The 17,950-nt window shown below is 34.8% G+C and carries 16 protein-coding genes (1 of these 16 cut by a window edge); 7 read left to right on the top strand and 9 right to left on the bottom strand.

Annotated features, from left to right (window positions below):
• Window positions 1–32: 32 nt before the first annotated feature.
• The 5 genes from RHP76_RS17975 (at window position 33) to RHP76_RS17955 (ending at window position 5,025) form a co-directional block, all read left to right on the top strand.
• Window positions 33–1,736: a glycoside hydrolase family 3 protein gene (locus RHP76_RS17975; protein WP_216443358.1), complete on the top strand. Its 1,704-nt coding sequence runs from the start codon at window positions 33–35 to the stop codon at window positions 1,734–1,736.
• Between the two features lie 26 nt (window positions 1,737–1,762).
• Entirely contained in the window at window positions 1,763–2,911 is a 1,149-nt protein-coding gene (gene bshA / locus RHP76_RS17970; RefSeq protein ID WP_034695707.1) for an N-acetyl-alpha-D-glucosaminyl L-malate synthase BshA, read from the top strand.
• Window positions 2,912–2,938: 27 nt separating this feature from the next.
• Window positions 2,939–4,195 carry a DUF2851 family protein gene (locus RHP76_RS17965; protein ID WP_311228718.1) on the top strand — a complete coding sequence of 419 codons (1,257 nt, stop codon included), beginning with the start codon at window positions 2,939–2,941 and terminating at the stop codon, window positions 4,193–4,195.
• A gap of 92 nt (window positions 4,196–4,287) precedes the next feature.
• A complete protein-coding gene (locus RHP76_RS17960; protein ID WP_034695702.1) occupies window positions 4,288–4,509 on the top strand; it encodes a PspC family transcriptional regulator in 222 nt (73 codons plus the stop codon).
• 3 nt (window positions 4,510–4,512) lie between these two features.
• Window positions 4,513–5,025, top strand: a complete 513-nt coding sequence (locus tag RHP76_RS17955) for a GNAT family N-acetyltransferase (RefSeq protein ID WP_311228717.1) — start codon at window positions 4,513–4,515, stop codon at window positions 5,023–5,025.
• A 53-nt stretch (window positions 5,026–5,078) separates the two neighbouring features.
• Here RHP76_RS17955 and RHP76_RS17950 read toward each other — a convergent pair whose 3' ends face one another.
• From RHP76_RS17950 to RHP76_RS17935, 4 genes are all read right to left on the bottom strand, one after another.
• Window positions 5,079–5,813: an SIMPL domain-containing protein gene (locus tag RHP76_RS17950; RefSeq protein WP_076596918.1), complete on the bottom strand. Its 735-nt coding sequence runs from the start codon at window positions 5,811–5,813 to the stop codon at window positions 5,079–5,081.
• Between the two features lie 79 nt (window positions 5,814–5,892).
• Window positions 5,893–6,705, bottom strand: coding sequence for a carboxypeptidase-like regulatory domain-containing protein (locus tag RHP76_RS17945; protein WP_253297026.1), 813 nt, complete (start codon window positions 6,703–6,705; stop codon window positions 5,893–5,895).
• 15 nt (window positions 6,706–6,720) lie between these two features.
• Window positions 6,721–7,539 carry a hypothetical protein gene (locus RHP76_RS17940; protein ID WP_311228716.1) on the bottom strand — a complete coding sequence of 273 codons (819 nt, stop codon included), beginning with the start codon at window positions 7,537–7,539 and terminating at the stop codon, window positions 6,721–6,723.
• Window position 7,540: 1 nt separating this feature from the next.
• Window positions 7,541–8,287 (bottom strand): hypothetical protein, encoded by a 747-nt coding sequence (locus RHP76_RS17935; RefSeq protein WP_311228715.1) that lies wholly within the window; start codon window positions 8,285–8,287, stop codon window positions 7,541–7,543.
• A 182-nt stretch (window positions 8,288–8,469) separates the two neighbouring features.
• Between RHP76_RS17935 and RHP76_RS17930 the strand changes: the two genes are divergently transcribed.
• Entirely contained in the window at window positions 8,470–11,610 is a 3,141-nt protein-coding gene (locus RHP76_RS17930) for a UvrD-helicase domain-containing protein (protein WP_311228714.1), read from the top strand.
• A gap of 132 nt (window positions 11,611–11,742) precedes the next feature.
• Complete coding sequence (locus RHP76_RS17925) at window positions 11,743–11,967, top strand: hypothetical protein (protein WP_311228713.1); 225 nt, start codon at window positions 11,743–11,745, stop codon at window positions 11,965–11,967.
• Window positions 11,968–12,038: 71 nt separating this feature from the next.
• On the opposite strand, the gene RHP76_RS17920 is transcribed toward RHP76_RS17925, so the two are convergent.
• From RHP76_RS17920 to RHP76_RS17900, 5 genes are all read right to left on the bottom strand, one after another.
• Window positions 12,039–12,548: a ferritin gene (locus tag RHP76_RS17920; RefSeq protein WP_002981834.1), complete on the bottom strand. Its 510-nt coding sequence runs from the start codon at window positions 12,546–12,548 to the stop codon at window positions 12,039–12,041.
• A 127-nt stretch (window positions 12,549–12,675) separates the two neighbouring features.
• On the bottom strand, window positions 12,676–13,125 hold the full coding sequence (locus RHP76_RS17915) for a DUF4890 domain-containing protein (RefSeq protein ID WP_311228712.1): 450 nt from the start codon (window positions 13,123–13,125) through the stop codon (window positions 12,676–12,678).
• A gap of 187 nt (window positions 13,126–13,312) precedes the next feature.
• Complete coding sequence (locus RHP76_RS17910; protein WP_311228711.1) at window positions 13,313–14,308, bottom strand: hypothetical protein; 996 nt, start codon at window positions 14,306–14,308, stop codon at window positions 13,313–13,315.
• Window positions 14,309–14,447: 139 nt separating this feature from the next.
• Entirely contained in the window at window positions 14,448–17,099 is a 2,652-nt protein-coding gene (locus tag RHP76_RS17905; RefSeq protein WP_311228710.1) for a 4-alpha-glucanotransferase, read from the bottom strand.
• 126 nt (window positions 17,100–17,225) lie between these two features.
• On the bottom strand, window positions 17,226–17,950 hold the 3' portion of the coding sequence (locus RHP76_RS17900) for a T9SS type A sorting domain-containing protein (protein ID WP_311228709.1). Its footprint extends 442 nt past the window's final position; 725 of the gene's 1,167 nt are visible here — the last part of the coding sequence; its start codon lies beyond the right edge, outside the window; the stop codon is at window positions 17,226–17,228.

Here is a 17,950-nt window from a genome sequence, read left to right as displayed (position 1 = left end):
TAATTGTATTTTTGTTCTTATTCAAAAAAGTTATGAAGAAATTATTGTATACTTCACTCTTTATTGCCGCATTGATAAGCCCTAAAGTGAAAGCTCAGTATCAGCCAAAAAATGCTTCCAAGGAAGATGTAAAAAAAGCACAGCAATGGGTTGATAAAACATATAAAAATCTTTCTCAGGATGAAAAACTAGGACAGCTTTTTATTGTGGCATTGTATACCAACAGAGGGGAAGAGTATATCAGCCAGGTAAGAAATATTGTTACGAATGATAAAATAGGCGGTCTGATCTTAATGCAGGATGATGCCGCAAGAGAAATCAATCTCGTCAATGAATTTCAGCAAAAGTCTAAAGTTCCTTTGATGATTGGTATGGATGCTGAATGGGGAATCTACCAGAGAATTGCTACCGCTCACAAATTTCCATGGGCCATGACATTAGGCGCTATTCAGGATAAAAATCTGGTGTATCAGATGGCGGCTAAAATTGCAGAAGATTGCCACAGAATGGGTATCAACTGGGATTTTGCACCTGTGGTAGATGTCAATACCAATCCTAATAATCCGATTATAGGGAACAGAAGCTTTGGCTCTGAAGTGAATAATGTAATCAGCTCTGCCCTATCCTATTCCAACGGTCTTCAGGATCATAATATCTTAGCTGCAATTAAACACTTCCCGGGACATGGAGATACCAGCACAGACTCCCACCTTGATCTGCCTGTAGTTTCTCACACTACCGAAAGGCTTGACGCCGTGGAATTGGCACCTTTCAAAGCATTGATGAATAAAGGAATCGGCGGCGTAATGGTGGCTCATTTATATGTTCCAAGCTTAGAATCAGGAAAAGGAATTCCTGCTTCTGTTTCTAAAAATATTATTACGGGATTATTGAAAGAAAAGCTGGGTTATAAAGGTTTAATCATTACTGATGCCTTAAACATGGCCGCTGTAGCTAATAAATACCAACCGGGCGAACTGGATGCTATGGCCTTTAAAGCAGGAAATGACATTATGCTTTTCTCACAAGGTGTTTCTGAAGGTAAAAAACTGATCCAGAAAGCTATTGATAAAGGAGAAATTTCACAATCCAGAGTAGAGGAAAGTGTGAAAAAAATCCTTTTAACCAAATATTTCCTCGGTCTTACACAATATACTCCTAAAAACCCTGAAAATATCAATAAGGATTTAAATAATGATTCTCATATCCAATTGGTACAGAATCTTTACTCCAATGCATTGACTTTACTAAAGGATGAAAAGAAATTACTGCCTCTCACGGGAAAACAGACTTATTATGTTCCTCTTGAAGAAGCTCCTTATCAGACTTTTGCCAACAGATTGGGTAACAATGTTATCATTAAAAAAGCAGGAGAAATTAATACAATTCCAGCTGGTTCTACAGTTATCGTAGGTTTCCATAAGGATAATTCAACAGCTTATAAGCCATATAAAATCTCAGCAGAATCTAAAAAAGTACTTTCTGATCTTACCAAAAATCAAAATGTTATATTGAATGTTTTCGGAAGTGCTTATGCATTAAAAGATATTGACATCTCAAAAGTTTCAACCGTTCTTGTTTCTTATGAAAACAATGATGATTCTATGAATGCAACTGCGGATGCTCTTAATGGAAAAACAAAAATATGGGGAAAACTTCCCGTATTGGTTAATGATCAGTTGAAGCCAGGAATGGGTATAGATCTTAATGTGACAACCTCAACAAAAACCAAATAATACAAAATTAAAACAACAATAATCTAATGAAAATAGGCATACTTTGCTATCCCACCTATGGAGGAAGCGGAATTGTAGCAACAGAATTAGGAATGTCTTTGGCCAACAAAGGCTATGAAGTACATTTCATCAGTTCTGCACTTCCTGCAAGATTAGATATCACCAACCCGAATATTTTCTTTCACAGGGTAAATGTTCAGACGTATCCCCTTTTCCAGTATCAGCCTTATGATATTGCGTTAAGCTCTATGATTTACAGGGTTGTCAATCTTTACAAACTGGATCTTCTTCATGCACATTATGCCATTCCTTATGCATATGCTGCTTTTACGGCAAAACAAATGCTCAAGGAAGACAATAATGATATTCCGTTGGTCACTACATTACACGGTACAGATATTACCCTTGTAGGGCAGCACCCAAGTTATAAACACGCAGTAGAATTTTCGATCAATCAGTCTGATGCTATTACTTCAGTTTCTGAAAGTCTGAAAAAAGATACCCTTCAGTTTTTCAATATCAAAAAAGAGATTCAGGTGATTACCAATTTTATTGATAATTCCGAATTTGATGACTGCTCTGAGTGCCAGAGAACCCAGTTTGCCAATCCGGATGAAAAAATCCTGATCCACGTGTCCAACCTTCGTCCTGTAAAACGTGTAGACGAAGTGTTGCAGATCTTTAAGAATGTGGAAAGAAAAGTGAAATCCAAGCTGATTATCATTGGTGAAGGCCCCGATATGGAAAAAGTAAATCAGTTTCTGGAAGAAAATCCCGATCTTATTTCCAAAATCCGCCTTTTAGGAAAGGTAAACGATCTATATAAAATCTTACAGCTTTCAGATGTATTTCTCCTGCCTTCCGAGCAGGAAAGTTTCGGTCTTGCAGCATTGGAAGCCATGGCAGCATATACTCCAGTTATAAGTTCCAATGCAGGTGGAATTCCTGAGGTGAATATTCAGGGGGAAACCGGATATCTTGCTGAAATCGGAAATGTAGAAGCTATGAGCAACTACACGATCAAGCTGTTGAGCAATGATGAACTTTTAGCCAAAATGAAGCAAAATGCGAAAGATCAGGCAATAAAATTCGATTTGAAAAACATTCTTCCTATCTATGAGAAAATGTATAGAACAACCATAGAAAATTTTAATAAGGAGCTGACGAAAGTATAATATTTCTATTATATTTACGTCACACTTATGACGGAAAAATTACTTCAATATCTTTGGAACTATAAGGTTTTCAAAAATTTTAACTTCAAGGATATTGAAGGAAATTCCGTTGAGATCATCCATTTCGGAAAATGGAATAAAAATGCTGGCCCTGATTTTCTTGATGCTAAAATCAAAATTAACGGCTTACTTCTCGCAGGAAATATAGAACTGCATGTACGCTCTTCAGACTGGATTTTCCACAATCATTCCCAGGATCCCAATTACCGGAATATTATTCTTCATGTGGTATTCCAGCACGACATAGAAATTCGTGAACTTACAGAAAAGCAAGTTCCAACATTGGAATTGCATAGTTACATTGATGAAAATATCATTTCGAAATATGAAAAACTGGTTGATGGAGAGGAATTTATTGCCTGTGAAAAGATTTTTGATCCGAAAAAATTACCCGTCAATTTTCATGAAGAAAATATCCTGAAAAAACTGGATGAGAAATCTTCAGAGCTTGAACAGAGCTTACATCAATATAAAAATAATTTTGAAGCCGTTTTATTTCACAGTTTTGCCTACTCATTCGGTTTAAAAGTAAATGCTTCTATTTTCCGGCAGATTGCGGAAAGTATAGATTACAGTATTATCAATAAAATACGTCAGAATCCTCTGCAGCTTGAAGCCCTGTTATTTGGAATTTCGGGATGGCTTGAGAAACCACAGGACGGACAAATGAAAATATGGAAAAGAGAATTCGATTTTATTAAGGCAAAATTTTCAATTTCTGATTTAAAATTTCATCCCAAGTTTTTAAGACTGAGACCACCGAATTTTCCAACAATCCGGTTATCACAATTGGCTGACCTGTACAGGCAGCAGAATTTATTTTCAAAAATCATGGAAGCAAGAAGTGCAGAACAACTCTACACTATTTTCAAATCTATAAAAGCCTCTGAGTACTGGGATTTTCATTTTAATTTCGGAAGTATTTCTAAAGTACAGCCTAAAACATTGAGTAAAGATTTTGTAGATCTTCTCATTGTAAACACAATAATTCCTTTACAATATGCTTATTACAGATATCATCAGGAAGATATTGCAGACGAAATCATTGAGCTTTATAAGACAATTGATGGTGAGAAAAATACCCTCATTAATGGCTGGAAAAAACTTGGATTACAGGTCACCAACACTCTGGAAAGTCAAAGTCTTATTTATCATCATAAAACCTTTTGTGAACCAAAAAACTGTTTATCCTGCGCTATCGGATTCAAACTTTTAAAAGAATAACAGGATCTGAACCGGATATATCATTAAAAAACTTTGTAAAAAAAATTCCTTAACTTTGAGTATTAGATTAACTCTTAAATAACAATCTGGAAATGCTGAGTAATATCCGTCATAAAATGGAAAGAGAATGGTTTGGTGTACTGACAAGAACAGGTGCCAAGCTGGGAATTCCTGTTTCTAAATTGAGAATTTTCTTCATCTACTCTACTTTTGCAACCGCTGGGTTTTTCTTTCTGATCTATTTAGGATTAGCATTTACCCTCTGGATTAAAGATATTTTCATCACCAGAAGACCTAGTGTCTTTGATTTATAAATTATGGAATTTTTACCGATTACTTCTTCAGAAGATCCTAGAGTTCAGGAAATCTATACTTCTTACTCGACGACTTTTCCTGTAGACGAACAAAGAGATAAAGATCAGTTTGATAGCTTATTCTCAAATCCTTATGTAGAATTTATGTCTGTTATCCACGAATCGGAAGCTATCGGCTACCTCATCCTGTGGAAGCTGAGTTCTTTTGTTTTTGTAGAGCATTTTGAAGTGTTTGAAGCATTCAGAAGTAAAAAATTAGGTTCTCATATCATGAATCATTTATCGGACAATTATCTGCAGATTATCCTCGAAATTGAGCCTGCAGAGTTGAGTGAAGATGCTTCAAGACGTTATTCTTTTTATCAGAGAAATAATTTCAGCCTGATTGATACCAATCATGTACAGCCTAGCTATGGCGAAGGAAAAAAATCCTTGAATTTATGGCTGCTTGCTAACTACACTCCTGAAAATGTGGAGGAAGCTAAAAAAGAAATTCATAAAATTATTTATGCTTAAAATATAAAACGCCGGAAAGCTATTCCGGCGTTTTTCTTTTACTGAAATTTATGTTAATTTACTTCATACTCCAGTTTGATGGTAATACTGGCTTCTTTTTCTTTGGATGAAGTATTGAAAGTTCCACCGTAAGAGTAATCCTCATTGGAATTGGGTGCCGTAATCTGAATTACACCCATGGTTGCCTTTTTCAGATTTCCCAGACTGCTTCCCGAGTTTTCCGCAATTTTTTCAGCACGTTCTTTTGCATCTTTTGTAGCACTGGCAATCATTTCCTGTTTCACTGTAGCCAGTTTGGTGTAGAAATAAGCTGGTGAAGAAGAAGTGAATTCAATGCCACGGTTGATAATTTCGGTAATATTTCTGGACAGGTTTTCTATTTTTCCCACTTCTTTACTTTCAATAGAAACCTTTTGGGTAAGATTATATCCGGAGAATTCTCCCTGAACATAGTTTCCGTTTGAATCATTATAACTTCTGAACTGTTTCTGAATATCTACCGAAGAAAATACGATCTCCTTCTGTTGTATTCCTTTTGAAAGCAGATAGTCATTGATTACTTTTCGATCCATTGCCAGCTCATCATAGGCTGATTTCAGGTCCACATTATTTTTGGAAAAACTTCCGGACCAGGTGATCAGATCCGATGTAAACTGCTTGGTTCCTAATCCTGTTACGGAAATGGTGTTTTCAGATTTATTTCTGTTTTTAATAGCATTTCCTAAAAACCCGAGACCAATGACAAATCCTAGTGCTGCAATAGCTACTGCAAAAATGTTTTTATTCATAAAATTTAAGAATTTGGATTGTTATTTCATACTGTATCAATTTCTATTCCAATATTTTAAGAATTTATTAACATTCAAATTACTTTTGATTTTGCTGCAACCTCTCTATAAAAAGTGGAGCTGTCTCTTCCAATCTCAGCATAACGCCGGAAAGATTTCTTGCTTTTACATAGGTTCGTACCTGAGGTTTTGCTAAAAATGAAAATTGAATAAATTCAGAGATTCTGTCACCAGGAATTCCTGCTTTGATAAAATATTCATCCTCTATTCTGTCCCGAACCCAGGCAATATGTTCCTGAAGATCGTCATATCTGTATTGTCTCTTCTGCCTTCGGGCTTTCCCGCTGATCAGATCATACACTCCCTGAACATTAAGGTTTCCTAAAAGTATCGGTAAAAGAACACTTTTCACTTCTGCCGGCTTCTCCCTCATTTTCCCTACCGGCTGTGGAAGGCCAACGGCATCTCTTACCTGCTCTCCTTTATCTACTTTGGCTACTATCCGGGAATCTGTTTCCAGATCTCCGGTGAGCTTTTTCACAATTTTAACTTCACCCACATCTCTCGGAATCTGACGAAGTGTAATAAACAGAGGTAAGTTATTACCATTGGTCAGAACTCTTCTGGAGACTCTGTTGAAATCTTCTTTTACAAATCTTAACTCATCGTTAGGATTGGCTTCAATAGAAAATATACCATCAGAATCGGAATATACTTTCTTATCAGTAGACATATTAATCACGATCACTTTACTCAAATTTTCGCCATTGTCATCAACTATTCGCCCCGTTACTTTCTGTTGAGACCAAACAAAAGTACTGCAAAGAAGCAGCAGGAAAAGAAAAGTATTTCTTTGCTTTGATATTTCAATATTTTCAGTGATATAAGCCAACTTTTAATGTATATATTATTCTTGAGTTCCTTCTAATTTATGGGTTTTACTATATTCTGCGAAGGCAACTTTAAGTTCATATTCAACGACACTTATACTAAAATCTTTTCGATATCTTTTTGCCAATAAACGCGTTTTATCAGCATACAGAAGAAATGCATCAATCTGTTCTTCATCCATTCCGTACTTTTTCAGGAAATTCAGGTTCACTTCATTTTTTACTCTCCTCAGGAAATCCTGAGTTTCAATGTAATTCGCTTTGGTAATTTTAGGTTGTGTTGCCTTCTTTACCAAACCTGATACAGCATTAAAAACGCCAAACAGATTTACCTGGCCCACATTAAAATCATGACCTGTAAAAGTTTTTGATATAGCATTATTGGGTAAGGGTTGATTCAATGGACTTTTCATATAATCATCCATATCTGATTTTAAGGCCTGAAGTTTTCTGGATTCATTATAGTGCTGATTATCTTTTGCCAGATTTCCGGTAGGCTTGTACTTAATTTTAACCTCGGGAATTTGAATTTCTATTTTCTTCAGAATAATATTGAACGGAGTATTGATCTCTTCTTTGGTCATTTTTTTATCAACACGATAATATCCTTCTTTTACAAATCTGATCTCATCATTTTCTTTGGCTTCAATTTCAAAATTCCCGGACATATCACTTAATGAGCTTTTATTCCCGGAGATATTAACAACGAGTACAGGTACTAAATCCAGTTCATCTCCTGTTATTACCTTTCCTGATATTTTTTGTTGTCCCCACAATTTCGGGGTGATACAAAAAAGCACAAACAATAGAAATCTTTTGATATATCTTATTTCCATATTATCTTTGAGTTTGTGGAGCACGATAGGATGAAATTCTTGTCAGAACAAAACGCTGAAACCTGTTCAGGTCTGCATCGCTACAGAACCCATATTTCAGGATCTTTTTCCTTTCAAAACCGCCTGCAAAAACATAATAAATAAAATGTTCTATCAGAGGTTTCTCAATTTTAAGATTGGTAAAATAATCATCACCAAGGCTTGCTCTGATATATTTCATTAAGTCTACATCATCCCATTTATTTTTAACTTTTCCTATAGAAAACCCTTCCCCTTTCGGCTGTACAAATTCTCCAGGTCTCGCCGCCAATATTCTTGGATCTGATTTCTGAGAAATATACCGATCCATTTCTTTGAGCAGTTTTTCAACCTTTTGAGGTTTATTATAAAGTTTCGAATCAATTTTAAGGTTTCCGGTAAGCCCTTGTTTTATTTCCACTTCAGGAATCTGGATGGTTTGGCGTACAAGCCTTATATTCATAGGAGACTCTGTATTTTCCTGAGAAACTATTTTTGTAAGACGTTCATAACCCGCTTTTATAAAACGTAATTCATCTCCCTGTCTTCCGGAAATCATAAAATGACCATCCCGGTTTGAAACCACTATTTCGTCTGTTCTGATATTGACAACATTCACATCCTGCATTTCAGTACCGCTTTCGGAAATAATTTTACCAAATATATAACTTTGGGCATGGGTATGGATAAAAATAATAAAGGATAAGAAAAAGAATAGTTTAAGTTTCACGGGCTATTTTTTATAAAGCAAAGCTAAAATTATTTTTAATTTATCCCATAAGTTTAACCACAGTTAACGCGTTTTAATATTTCTTTTTAATTTTTGCCATCTAAACTGTTAAATCAGCTGATTAAATTGTTAAAATTTCTTTTAAATTTTAGCTAACTTGCAGTCTCAATTCTCTTTCAACAATGCAAAATTCTTACACAGTCATCAATGCTTCTGCCGGATCCGGGAAAACCTATGCTCTGGTACAAAGGCTTCTGATGATCTGTCTCCGCTATCCTAATCAGCAGCAGTCGATCAGGAATATTCTCGCACTGACTTTCACCAACAAAGCGGCCAATGAGATGAAGGAAAGAATTTTATCGTGGCTGGGAAATTTCTCAGCGAAAGATTATGCTGAAAATACAGATCTGAACAATATCCAGAAAGCATTTGAAGAACAGGGTTTGAAAATTACCATTGATGAGCTTCATCACCGTTCTAAAAAATTACTGGACTACGTTCTCCACAATTATTCCACACTTAATATCGGAACTATTGACCGTTTTAACTCAAGATTGGTAAGAAGTTTTTCTTATGAACTGGGATTGGCGAAAAATTTTAATCTTGAAATTGAAGCTGAGCCGTTTCTGATAGAAGCCGTTGATAAAATGCTGGATCAGATTGGTGAGAATGAAAACATCTCCAATTCTTTCATGGATTATGTAGATTACAGTCTCGAAAATAATGAAAGGATTAACCTTAATAAAAACCTTTATGATTCTGCGAAGGAATTTGTAAAGGATATTCACTACGAGCATCTGAAAAGCAATAAAAGTTTTGACGATGCCAATTATGAAAATATAAAGAATACACTTCGTAAAGAGATTGTTCTCAACAAAAAACAGTCTGCAGAACTCGCTGCCGGTTCTATTGAATTATTCAAATCAAGAAATATTGATATTGAAGATTTTGCTCAGGGTAAAAACGGAATTGGGGGCTTCTTTACTAAGGTTATAGATTTTTATCAGCAGAAAAGAGCCGGATTTCCTTTTCCTACTACGCAGGAGGAATCTGTTATCAATAATTACAGAAAAGGAGCGTCTTCAAAATCGAAACATAAAGAAGCCGAAATTTTCGAAATCCTGGATCAGCTTCTCGACAACAGAATGAAACTGATTCTTCTGTATATTGAGACTCAAAAGAAAGAGAAAGTTTTATCTGCTCTTCTTCCTTTAAAGGTCAATAAGGATATTCAGGATGAGCTACAAAAAATTGAGGAAGAAAATGATCTTGTTCTGCTTTCTAAATTTAATATTCTGATCAATGAAAATCTTAAAAATGAACCTTCGGCTTTTATTTATGAAAAAGTAGGTTCACAGTTTCAGCATTATTTCTTTGATGAGTTTCAGGATACATCAGAACTGCAATGGCAGAATTTTGTACCACTGAGAGATCATAGTGTTTCTACAGAATACACTTCATTTACATTGGTGGGTGATCCCAAACAGAGTATTTACCGATTCCGTGGTGGAGAAAGTAAACTGATGCTGGACATTATCAACAAAAAGGAGTTTTCACCTAAGGAAGCAGATCTTCTGGTATTAAAAGATAACTGGAGAAGTGCCAGAAACATTGTACAATTCAACAATGAGTTATACCGTTTTCATTCTGAAGGACTACTTGAAGAGCATAAAAATATTTTTGGGGAAGATGCTGAGCAAAATCCAAAATCCAAAATGGATGGACGCGTAAAGGTAAATCTGATTGAAAATCTTACGAATGAAGAATTCTACACAGATACTTCGGAAAGAATGCAGAAAGATATTCAGGAATGTCTGGATAATGGTTTTAAGTTTTCTGATATTACGATTCTTTGCCGTGGAAATTTTGATATTTTCAGTTATTCTCAAAAGCTGGGAAGCTTAAAAGTTAAGTATAAAGGAGAAGAAACCAATATTAAAACGATTTCTGATAAAGGGCTTACGCTGGAACTTTCCAATACCTTAAAAGCGGTTATTGAATTTCTTCGCTGGGAGCTCAATCCAAAGAATAAACATTGTCTGATTATGATGATGTACCACCTGAATACATTGGGCAAGATTAATATGCCGGATTTCACTTTAGGAATGAAAGAAATTCTGGATATCGAAGGCCATGAAGAAATTCTGCAGTTTATTCAGCAAAAATATTCGCTACAGCTTAAACAGGATAATTTCCCAAGATTCAATCTTTATAATTTCATCGAATATTACATCAATGAATTTTCTGTTGAAAATAAAGAAACAGACTTTTTACTGAATTTCCTGGAAATGCTTTTCAACTTTACACAGAATGCAGGTGCAAGTACCAAAGAGTTTCTGAAATATTGGGACGAAGAGGCTTCTTCATACACTATTCAGGCTTCAGAAAATATTGATGCTGTCCAGATCATGACGATCCACAAGTCTAAAGGGCTGGAATTTCCCATTGTTTTTATCCCTATGATGAACAAAAACCGGGACAGTGAATTTACCAACTGGTTTGATACCAATGAGAATGAAGCATTAAAATCAGTCAACATTAATCAGTTCAGCAAAAACCTGGAAGCTTATGATGACGAAATTCTGTTCTTCAACACTAAAAACTCTTATAAAAACCTGATTGACAGATTATGTCTCCAGTATGTTGCCACAACAAGACCTGTTGAACAATTATTTTTTTATCTTCAAAAAGCCAATAAAACTTCTAATAATCTGGAGCTTTTGGAATTCCTTCAAACCAAAAATCCCGAGCAGGCTGATGAGTTTGACGTGTATACCGTAAATCCTGAGATGCTGAAAAAATATTCGAAAGATAAAAGTTCCTCTTTTAAGACTCAGAATATTGAGAATCTGAAAAACGTCAATGAAAAAAGCACATCCATCAAAATTGCCACGCCTTCAAAAAACTATCAGGTACGAAATGAAAAGGTAAGAATCGGGCTTTTTGTGCATGAACTTTTATCGAAAATCAATACGGAAAAGGATATTGCAAAGGTATTGGATGGCTATGCTTTAGAAGGACAGATTACGCTGGAGGAGAAAAATGAGATACAGGTCACGCTGCAGGAAATTGTCAGAACTTATGCAGAGTTCTTTGATGAAAAATGGGAAGTAATCAATGAAAAAGATATCATGATTTCTGAAAGAGGAGAAAGCCATATATTTAGGCCAGACCGCATTCTAAAGGGCGAAGAAGGATATATCATTGTTGATTTCAAAACCGGTGAACAAAAAGCGAAGGATGAGGCACAGGTAGAAGGGTATAAAAATATTCTTGAGCGTCTGGGCAAAAAAGTACTCAAAACTCAGATCATCTATTTATAATTTAAACATTTCCAAAAGGTTAATATCATAATTCTTGTAAAAAAGGCTTTAAAATACAAAAGGTTTTATTATTTTTATTCAGTACGAATAAAATATAACCTTTGATTATATTTTGATTAGAACTAACCAGCCATGAGAATATATTTAACTTCCTTTGTAATAAGTCTGATTATGATGTTGTTTTCTACAATGGTCATTTATCATATTGTGGATTACTCAGATTCATCTGCTACAGAAGATAACCGTCATTATATGTCTACTGAAAACATTGCCAATTCATTGTTTCTGAGCTTTATATTGGGAGCAGTCGTTTTTATTTCTGCAGTGAGAATACAAAGACCTGCGTATAAGAAATAACGATATAATCCTACAATAAAAAACCGCTATTCCTGAGGATAACGGTTTTATATTTTGAAGAATTTTCAATTTTAAGCAGTTGTATCAGGAGTAAATACTCTTTGAGACAATTCCTGATCAAAAAGGTATAATGCAGATGGATTATCACATACCATTTTGATTTTTGTTACATATTGAGAAGCACTTGCTTCTTCTTCTACCTGTTCGTTGATAAACCACTGCAGGAATGATGTTGTTGCAAAATCTCCCTCTTCATTTGCATTTTTTACAATATTGAAAATACTTTTAGTTACGATTTTCTCATGTGCTAATGCTTTTTCAAAAATATCTGTTGCATTTTCGAACTCGTGGGGTGGTTTTGGAATTTCCCCGATGATAATTTCGCCTCCTACATCATTCAAATAATCAAACATTTTATCTGCATGCATCAATTCTTCTTTGCTCTGTACTCTGAAATAGTTGGCAATTCCATCCAGGTCTTTTCCAGAAAACCATGCAGACATTGAAAGATAATATTGAGCAGCGTATTGTTCGTGGGCAATTTGTTCGTTAATTAATTTTGCAATTTTTTCGCTAACCATAAGTATTAAATTTATAGTCAAAAATAGGGAATAAAAGCCCGAAATCAAAAGTTTTAAAGAAAATTAATACAAAAAGGATGGAACAATATCCATCCTTAACACATTAAAAAACTAAAATTACAAGCTGTTATTTTACTTCAGCAGTTCCTGTATTCATCGGCTTTTTCATCATTCTTCTTTCTTTCATTGCCATTTTCATTTTTTCTGCTTTAGCTTTTCTGTCAGCCTGCCATTTATCATATTGATCAGGAGTAAGGATGTTTTTCATATCAGTATCCATTTGTGCCCTTTTGGCCTGCATTTCCTGCATCTTAGCTTGTCTGTCTACTCTATTTTTGTCAAATTCCGCCTTCATTTCAGCTTTTCTTTTATTCTGAAGAGCCTTTATCTGTGCTACCTGAGATGGATTAAGATTAAGGTCTTTCTGCATCTGGTCTAGACGTTCCTGTTGTTTCTGTTCCATTTTCTGCTTCATTTCAACGGCTCTTGCCTGTCTGTCTTGTGGAGTTGTAGTTTGTTGTGCCATTGCAAAACCTCCTATTCCGATAAATGCTATTGCTAAAACTAATTTTTTCATCTTTTTAAAATTTAATTAATTGTTATTTTGTTATTATATCTTTTTGATTATGAACTAAAACATAAGTTAAATTGAGAAATTCATAAATAATGTTAAATTTTAATAAAAATAAATTAACAAAACATCAAAAAAAAGGACAGATTATAAAAACCTGCCCTTCACACCACTTAAATATAATATATGAAAATTAATTCCTTACTAAACTGCCTCTAAAACCGCCACCGCCATTACCACGGTTCTCTTGTCTTGGTGCAGAATTTTCAGATTTTTGTCTGAAACCTCCATTATTTCCTCTGAATCCGCCATTATCTTCTCTTTTAGGAGCTTCTCTTCTTACTTCACTGTTCCCTCTGAAACCGCCTCCATTATTATTTCTGAAGCCTCCGTTATCGGCATTTCCTCTGTTTCCTCCATTATCAGAATTCCCTCTGAAACCGCCTTCGCTGTTGTTTCTGAAACCACCATTATTCTCATTTCTGAAACCAGAATTATTGTTATTTCCGTTATTTCCACGGAACCCTCCTGAGTTTCCATTGTTTCTTGTGTTTCTGAAACCATTATCTGGTCTGCTGTCTCTTCTGATAATATCAAAAGTAGGATTCTCCATTCTGCGGAATCTTGATCGGTCTACCCTGTAAATATTGATATTAATATTTCTATATCTTGGCATTACCGTATATCTCGGTACATAATAAGTTCTTCTGTAATTCTGGAAATAAACTATCGGGCTGTTTCCTCTGTAATAGTTATTCTGGAAAACCACAAATACTCTTGGTCCTAAAATTCTTTCCAGAGCATAAAATCTGTCATAGTACCATCTGTCCGGATTATATCTGTAGAAATTATTCCATGCTGTAAAGCTTGCATACAGGTTATTCAATCTCATAATCTGATCTACCTGCCATCTGCTTAATCTGTTCTGTACGAAAAAGCCGTTCCAGTCGATATTAATAATACTTCCTCTGTAGTCGTTATAATAGCTTTGGTAATAATTGCTTGGATAATAGTCCTGTGGATAATTGTAATAATAATCGTCAGGAAAATAATTTCTATCATCTTGATCACTGTAATAACCTCCATCATTCTGATAATAACCATCATCATCCCAACCATTATTTGGATACTGCTGAGCTGACGTCAAAACGCCTAACCCAAAAGCTAATCCCAAAAATATTTTTTTCATCTCTATAGTCGTTAATTGGTTAATATATAGCAGAATATCTTAATTCTATCTTTTTGATACAAATAAAAAAAAGAAGTTAAATCATAAGATTAAACTTCTTTCAAAATATTTACAACTACCTGATAATCAATTGTTAAATTTACACTCTTCCACTATCTTTTACCCAGTGAGCAATTTTTTGATTGAAAGATTTTTTCTCTTTCAGATCTTCAAGCTTGATATGCATTCTGTAGCGCCAATAATGGGGGAAAACGGCAGGATTGTTGATTCTTTCGTTATCCATTTTCTTATTGGTAAGTTCTGCATCTGTGGCCAGAAACTCCTGAATCGGGAAAATAGCCAGCATAGCCTCATTATATAAATGCTGCTTCATGATGATCTCTGCAAGATGAGGATTGAGATCTTCAGGAGCTTTTCCATACTGGATCAGCTGTTGATTGTAGTATTTCTGTGTCAATACAGGATCTTCTTTCCACCATTGTCTCAATGTTGAACTGTCGTGAGAAGAGGCTGTTACTACATTCATATAATTCGCATTCTTAGGATTATAGAATGGAATATTTTCAGAAGGCATTCTTTGTACTTTAAGTGCTATAATAGCCAATTCATCCATCACAATGGGTACGCAGGCAGGAACCATTCCCAGGTCTTCACCGCAGATCAGCATTTTAGTAGCATTCAGGATAACCGGAAGTTTCTCCATGGCCTTTTCAAACCATAAGTGATCCTGTCTTCTGAAAAAGTAATCATGGTAGAGGTCATAAATACTCTTTTGTTCTGCTTCAGGAAGGTATTGATAAGATTCTGTATTGTAAACATTGAATCTCGGATGGTAAACTGTTTTCCCATTTCTTTCTTCTGTTAAAAACAAAACGTTGGCACAAAGGGAAACTAATTTTTCTTCAAGAGAACCATGTGGTTTTTTCTTAAAGAAGTTAACGAGTTTTCTTTGAGTATCGAACTCTTCTTTGAAAGTATAAGTACCATCTTCATTACGGTTCATAAACTCAAGAGCTTTTCCGCTTTCTTCCCCAAAATAATCCCATAAGATCTTATTGTTGATAAAAGGCTTACAATACCTGTTAAAATTGAACGGAATCTGCCAGGCTTTAAATTCATCCGCTACAATAGGAACAGCCGGATAAAAGTACCCTAAAATTCCCTGTACAGCAGAAACCGGCATTCTCCATATTCTGAAGAATCCTAAAATATGATCAATTCTCATGGCATCAAAGTACTGTTCCAGAGCTTTGAACCTGTTTTTCCACCATTTGTAATCGTCTGCTTTCATCGCTTCCCAGTTGTATGTTGGGAACTCCCAGTTTTGTCCTAATTCAGTAAACTGGTCAGGAGGTGCACCAGCCTGGAAATCCATACCGAATAATTCCGGTTCTGTCCAAGCTTCTACAGAATATCTGTAAATACCAATAGGAAGATCTCCCTTCAACGAAACTCCTAGGTTATGGGTATAATCAACAGCATCCTTCAGCTGTACATGCAATTGATATTGTACCCAGGCATGAAGCATTGAAGTATCATAATCTTTATTTTTCGTTGTAAAAAACTGTGAGATCTTTCCGGCAATGTATTTTTTGTGGGTCTTCCACTCGTTGAAATTAGGTGTTTTATACTTGTCCCTCAAAACACAGAATGCAGAATAAGGAACAAGCCAGTATTCATTATCCTTGATGAATTTTTTGAAATTTCTGTCCTTATAAATTTTGTCTTTTTCCTTGTGGAAAACAGCAGTAAGATATTTCCACTTGCCTTCTATCATCTTTTCATAATCGATCAGATCCAAAGAGTTTAATTTCTCTTTTTCAGACACATACTCATCAACTAATTCTTTCGGTAAAGAATAATCAAGATTTTCTAAAGAGATATACTGTGGATGCAAAGCATATACGGATACAGCTGCATAAGGATAAGAGTCCGTCCAGGAATAATTAGCAGTTGTATCATTGATCGGGAGAATCTGAATAATTCCAAGATTGGTTTCTTTCGTCCAATCTGCCAGTTTTTTAAGATCTGTAAATTCTCCTACTCCAAATCCGTCTTCGCTTCTCAAAGAAAATACAGGAATTGCTACACCTGCATCATGATACATCTGATATCCTTTAAACCTGAAATAATGGTTGGAAACAACCTGTAAAACGTCGGATAATTGGTTAGCTACCGTGAATCTGTTTTCTCCGGTTTCTACATCTATAACCCTATTTTCTTTAGTATCGTAAACACAATATTTAAATTGGATAAATTCATTCTCCGGAATTTCAACGGAGGCTTCCCACATTCCAAAATCTGTCTGATTAAGATGAATAACTTTGTCATAACTCCAGTTTCCTAAAGATGCCGTACTTCCGAAAAGAACAATCCTCCAATCCGAATTATAAATAGGAGCTTCTATTCTAAAGAGATGGGTATGTCTTTTTAAAACAGTAACTTTTTCAGGAATAAAGTCGTGTAGTTTATTATAAAGAATTTTATTATTTAAATAATTCTCAGGAAAGTTTTTGTTATTCCATTCATCAAAAATGATAAACTCTTTATAATTATGTGGAAAACTCAAATGATGCCCCACAAATTCTTCCTTTACTACATTTCCTTTTTCATTCACTACGCGGTAATGATAGGAAATGAATTTTGAAAAATAGTCTACTTCACATTTCCATAAACCATTCTCCGCGTAAAACATAGTATGGACATGTAAGGTATTCTCCTCTTCACCAAATACCAGCTGCAGGTTTTCTCCAGCATTTACAATATATCCTACATTAAAGTATAGTTTCATCTATATTTTTTTATAAAAGTACATTTTAATATCGAAAAATAAAACTTATTGGATATCAAATAATCATTAAAAAACCTTCTCAAAATAATTTGAAAAGGTCTTTATATGCTGACTAATAGCATCCTACTATTTTGTAACTAAAATCTTTTTATTGAATATAACTTTTCCTGATTCATCGACAATATTTACAATATAAGCTCCTGTCACCAATCCCTTAAGATATACTTTTTCATCTAATGAACCCTCTTTCACAGATAGGTTCTGAGTCATTACATTTTTACCTGCCATATCAAAAATATTCAGTTTAATAGAACCTTTTACATTATTATTAATATGCACATTGATATAGCGCTCATCAACCCTTGTTGGATAAATATCTAGATTTGTAGCCAAACTATTAACTGCTGCAGATTTATCATTAGCAAAATATTTGCTTGCTAAATCATAAATATGAAGTCCCTGTTCTCCCTGAAGCTGTTTAGCCTGCAAAGTTGCCAGATCGACCTCATATAAAGCACCTCCTTTTGCACTTGCTACGACTACTTTACCCTGAGCATTTACTGCAGAACCGTTTACCGAATAGTTATCAGGAATACCTGTAATTTTACCTATAAATTTAGCTATTAAATCCTTTGTCACAACTTTAAAAACATTCCCTGAAGCAGCAAATACATAGAAATTATTATCTGCATCTGCAATCATATCACCTCCAAAACCGGTTTCCATTGCAGTAAATGAGTTTCTGCCATTTGAGGCATCATCTTTTATGATTCCAAGATCATTTACAGTGTATTGTCCGGCTTCTTTTCTGATTTCTAAAAACTGTGTTCCTGCATTATTTACAGCATAAA

Origin of the sequence: Chryseobacterium sp. SG20098, from assembly GCF_031844745.1 — a bacterium.
Taxonomy (GTDB): Bacteria; Bacteroidota; Bacteroidia; order Flavobacteriales; family Weeksellaceae; genus Chryseobacterium; species Chryseobacterium cucumeris.
This window is presented reverse-complemented; position numbering and strand designations above follow the sequence as displayed.

What these genes read in the sequence shown, in the direction of transcription:
- RHP76_RS17975 (WP_216443358.1), top strand. Translation starts at nt 33, where the DNA reads ATGAAGAAATTATTGTATACTTCACTCTTTATTGCCGCATTGATAAGC.
- bshA (WP_034695707.1), top strand. Translation starts at nt 1,763, where the DNA reads ATGAAAATAGGCATACTTTGCTATCCCACCTATGGAGGAAGCGGAATT.
- RHP76_RS17965 (WP_311228718.1), top strand. Translation starts at nt 2,939, where the DNA reads ATGACGGAAAAATTACTTCAATATCTTTGGAACTATAAGGTTTTCAAA.
- RHP76_RS17960 (WP_034695702.1), top strand. Translation starts at nt 4,288, where the DNA reads ATGCTGAGTAATATCCGTCATAAAATGGAAAGAGAATGGTTTGGTGTA.
- RHP76_RS17955 (WP_311228717.1), top strand. Translation starts at nt 4,513, where the DNA reads ATGGAATTTTTACCGATTACTTCTTCAGAAGATCCTAGAGTTCAGGAA.
- RHP76_RS17950 (WP_076596918.1), bottom strand. Translation starts at nt 5,813, where the DNA reads ATGAATAAAAACATTTTTGCAGTAGCTATTGCAGCACTAGGATTTGTC.
- RHP76_RS17940 (WP_311228716.1), bottom strand. Translation starts at nt 7,539, where the DNA reads ATGGAAATAAGATATATCAAAAGATTTCTATTGTTTGTGCTTTTTTGT.
- RHP76_RS17930 (WP_311228714.1), top strand. Translation starts at nt 8,470, where the DNA reads ATGCAAAATTCTTACACAGTCATCAATGCTTCTGCCGGATCCGGGAAA.
- RHP76_RS17925 (WP_311228713.1), top strand. Translation starts at nt 11,743, where the DNA reads ATGAGAATATATTTAACTTCCTTTGTAATAAGTCTGATTATGATGTTG.
- RHP76_RS17920 (WP_002981834.1), bottom strand. Translation starts at nt 12,548, where the DNA reads ATGGTTAGCGAAAAAATTGCAAAATTAATTAACGAACAAATTGCCCAC.
- RHP76_RS17915 (WP_311228712.1), bottom strand. Translation starts at nt 13,125, where the DNA reads ATGAAAAAATTAGTTTTAGCAATAGCATTTATCGGAATAGGAGGTTTT.
- RHP76_RS17910 (WP_311228711.1), bottom strand. Translation starts at nt 14,308, where the DNA reads ATGAAAAAAATATTTTTGGGATTAGCTTTTGGGTTAGGCGTTTTGACG.
- RHP76_RS17905 (WP_311228710.1), bottom strand. Translation starts at nt 17,099, where the DNA reads ATGAAACTATACTTTAATGTAGGATATATTGTAAATGCTGGAGAAAAC.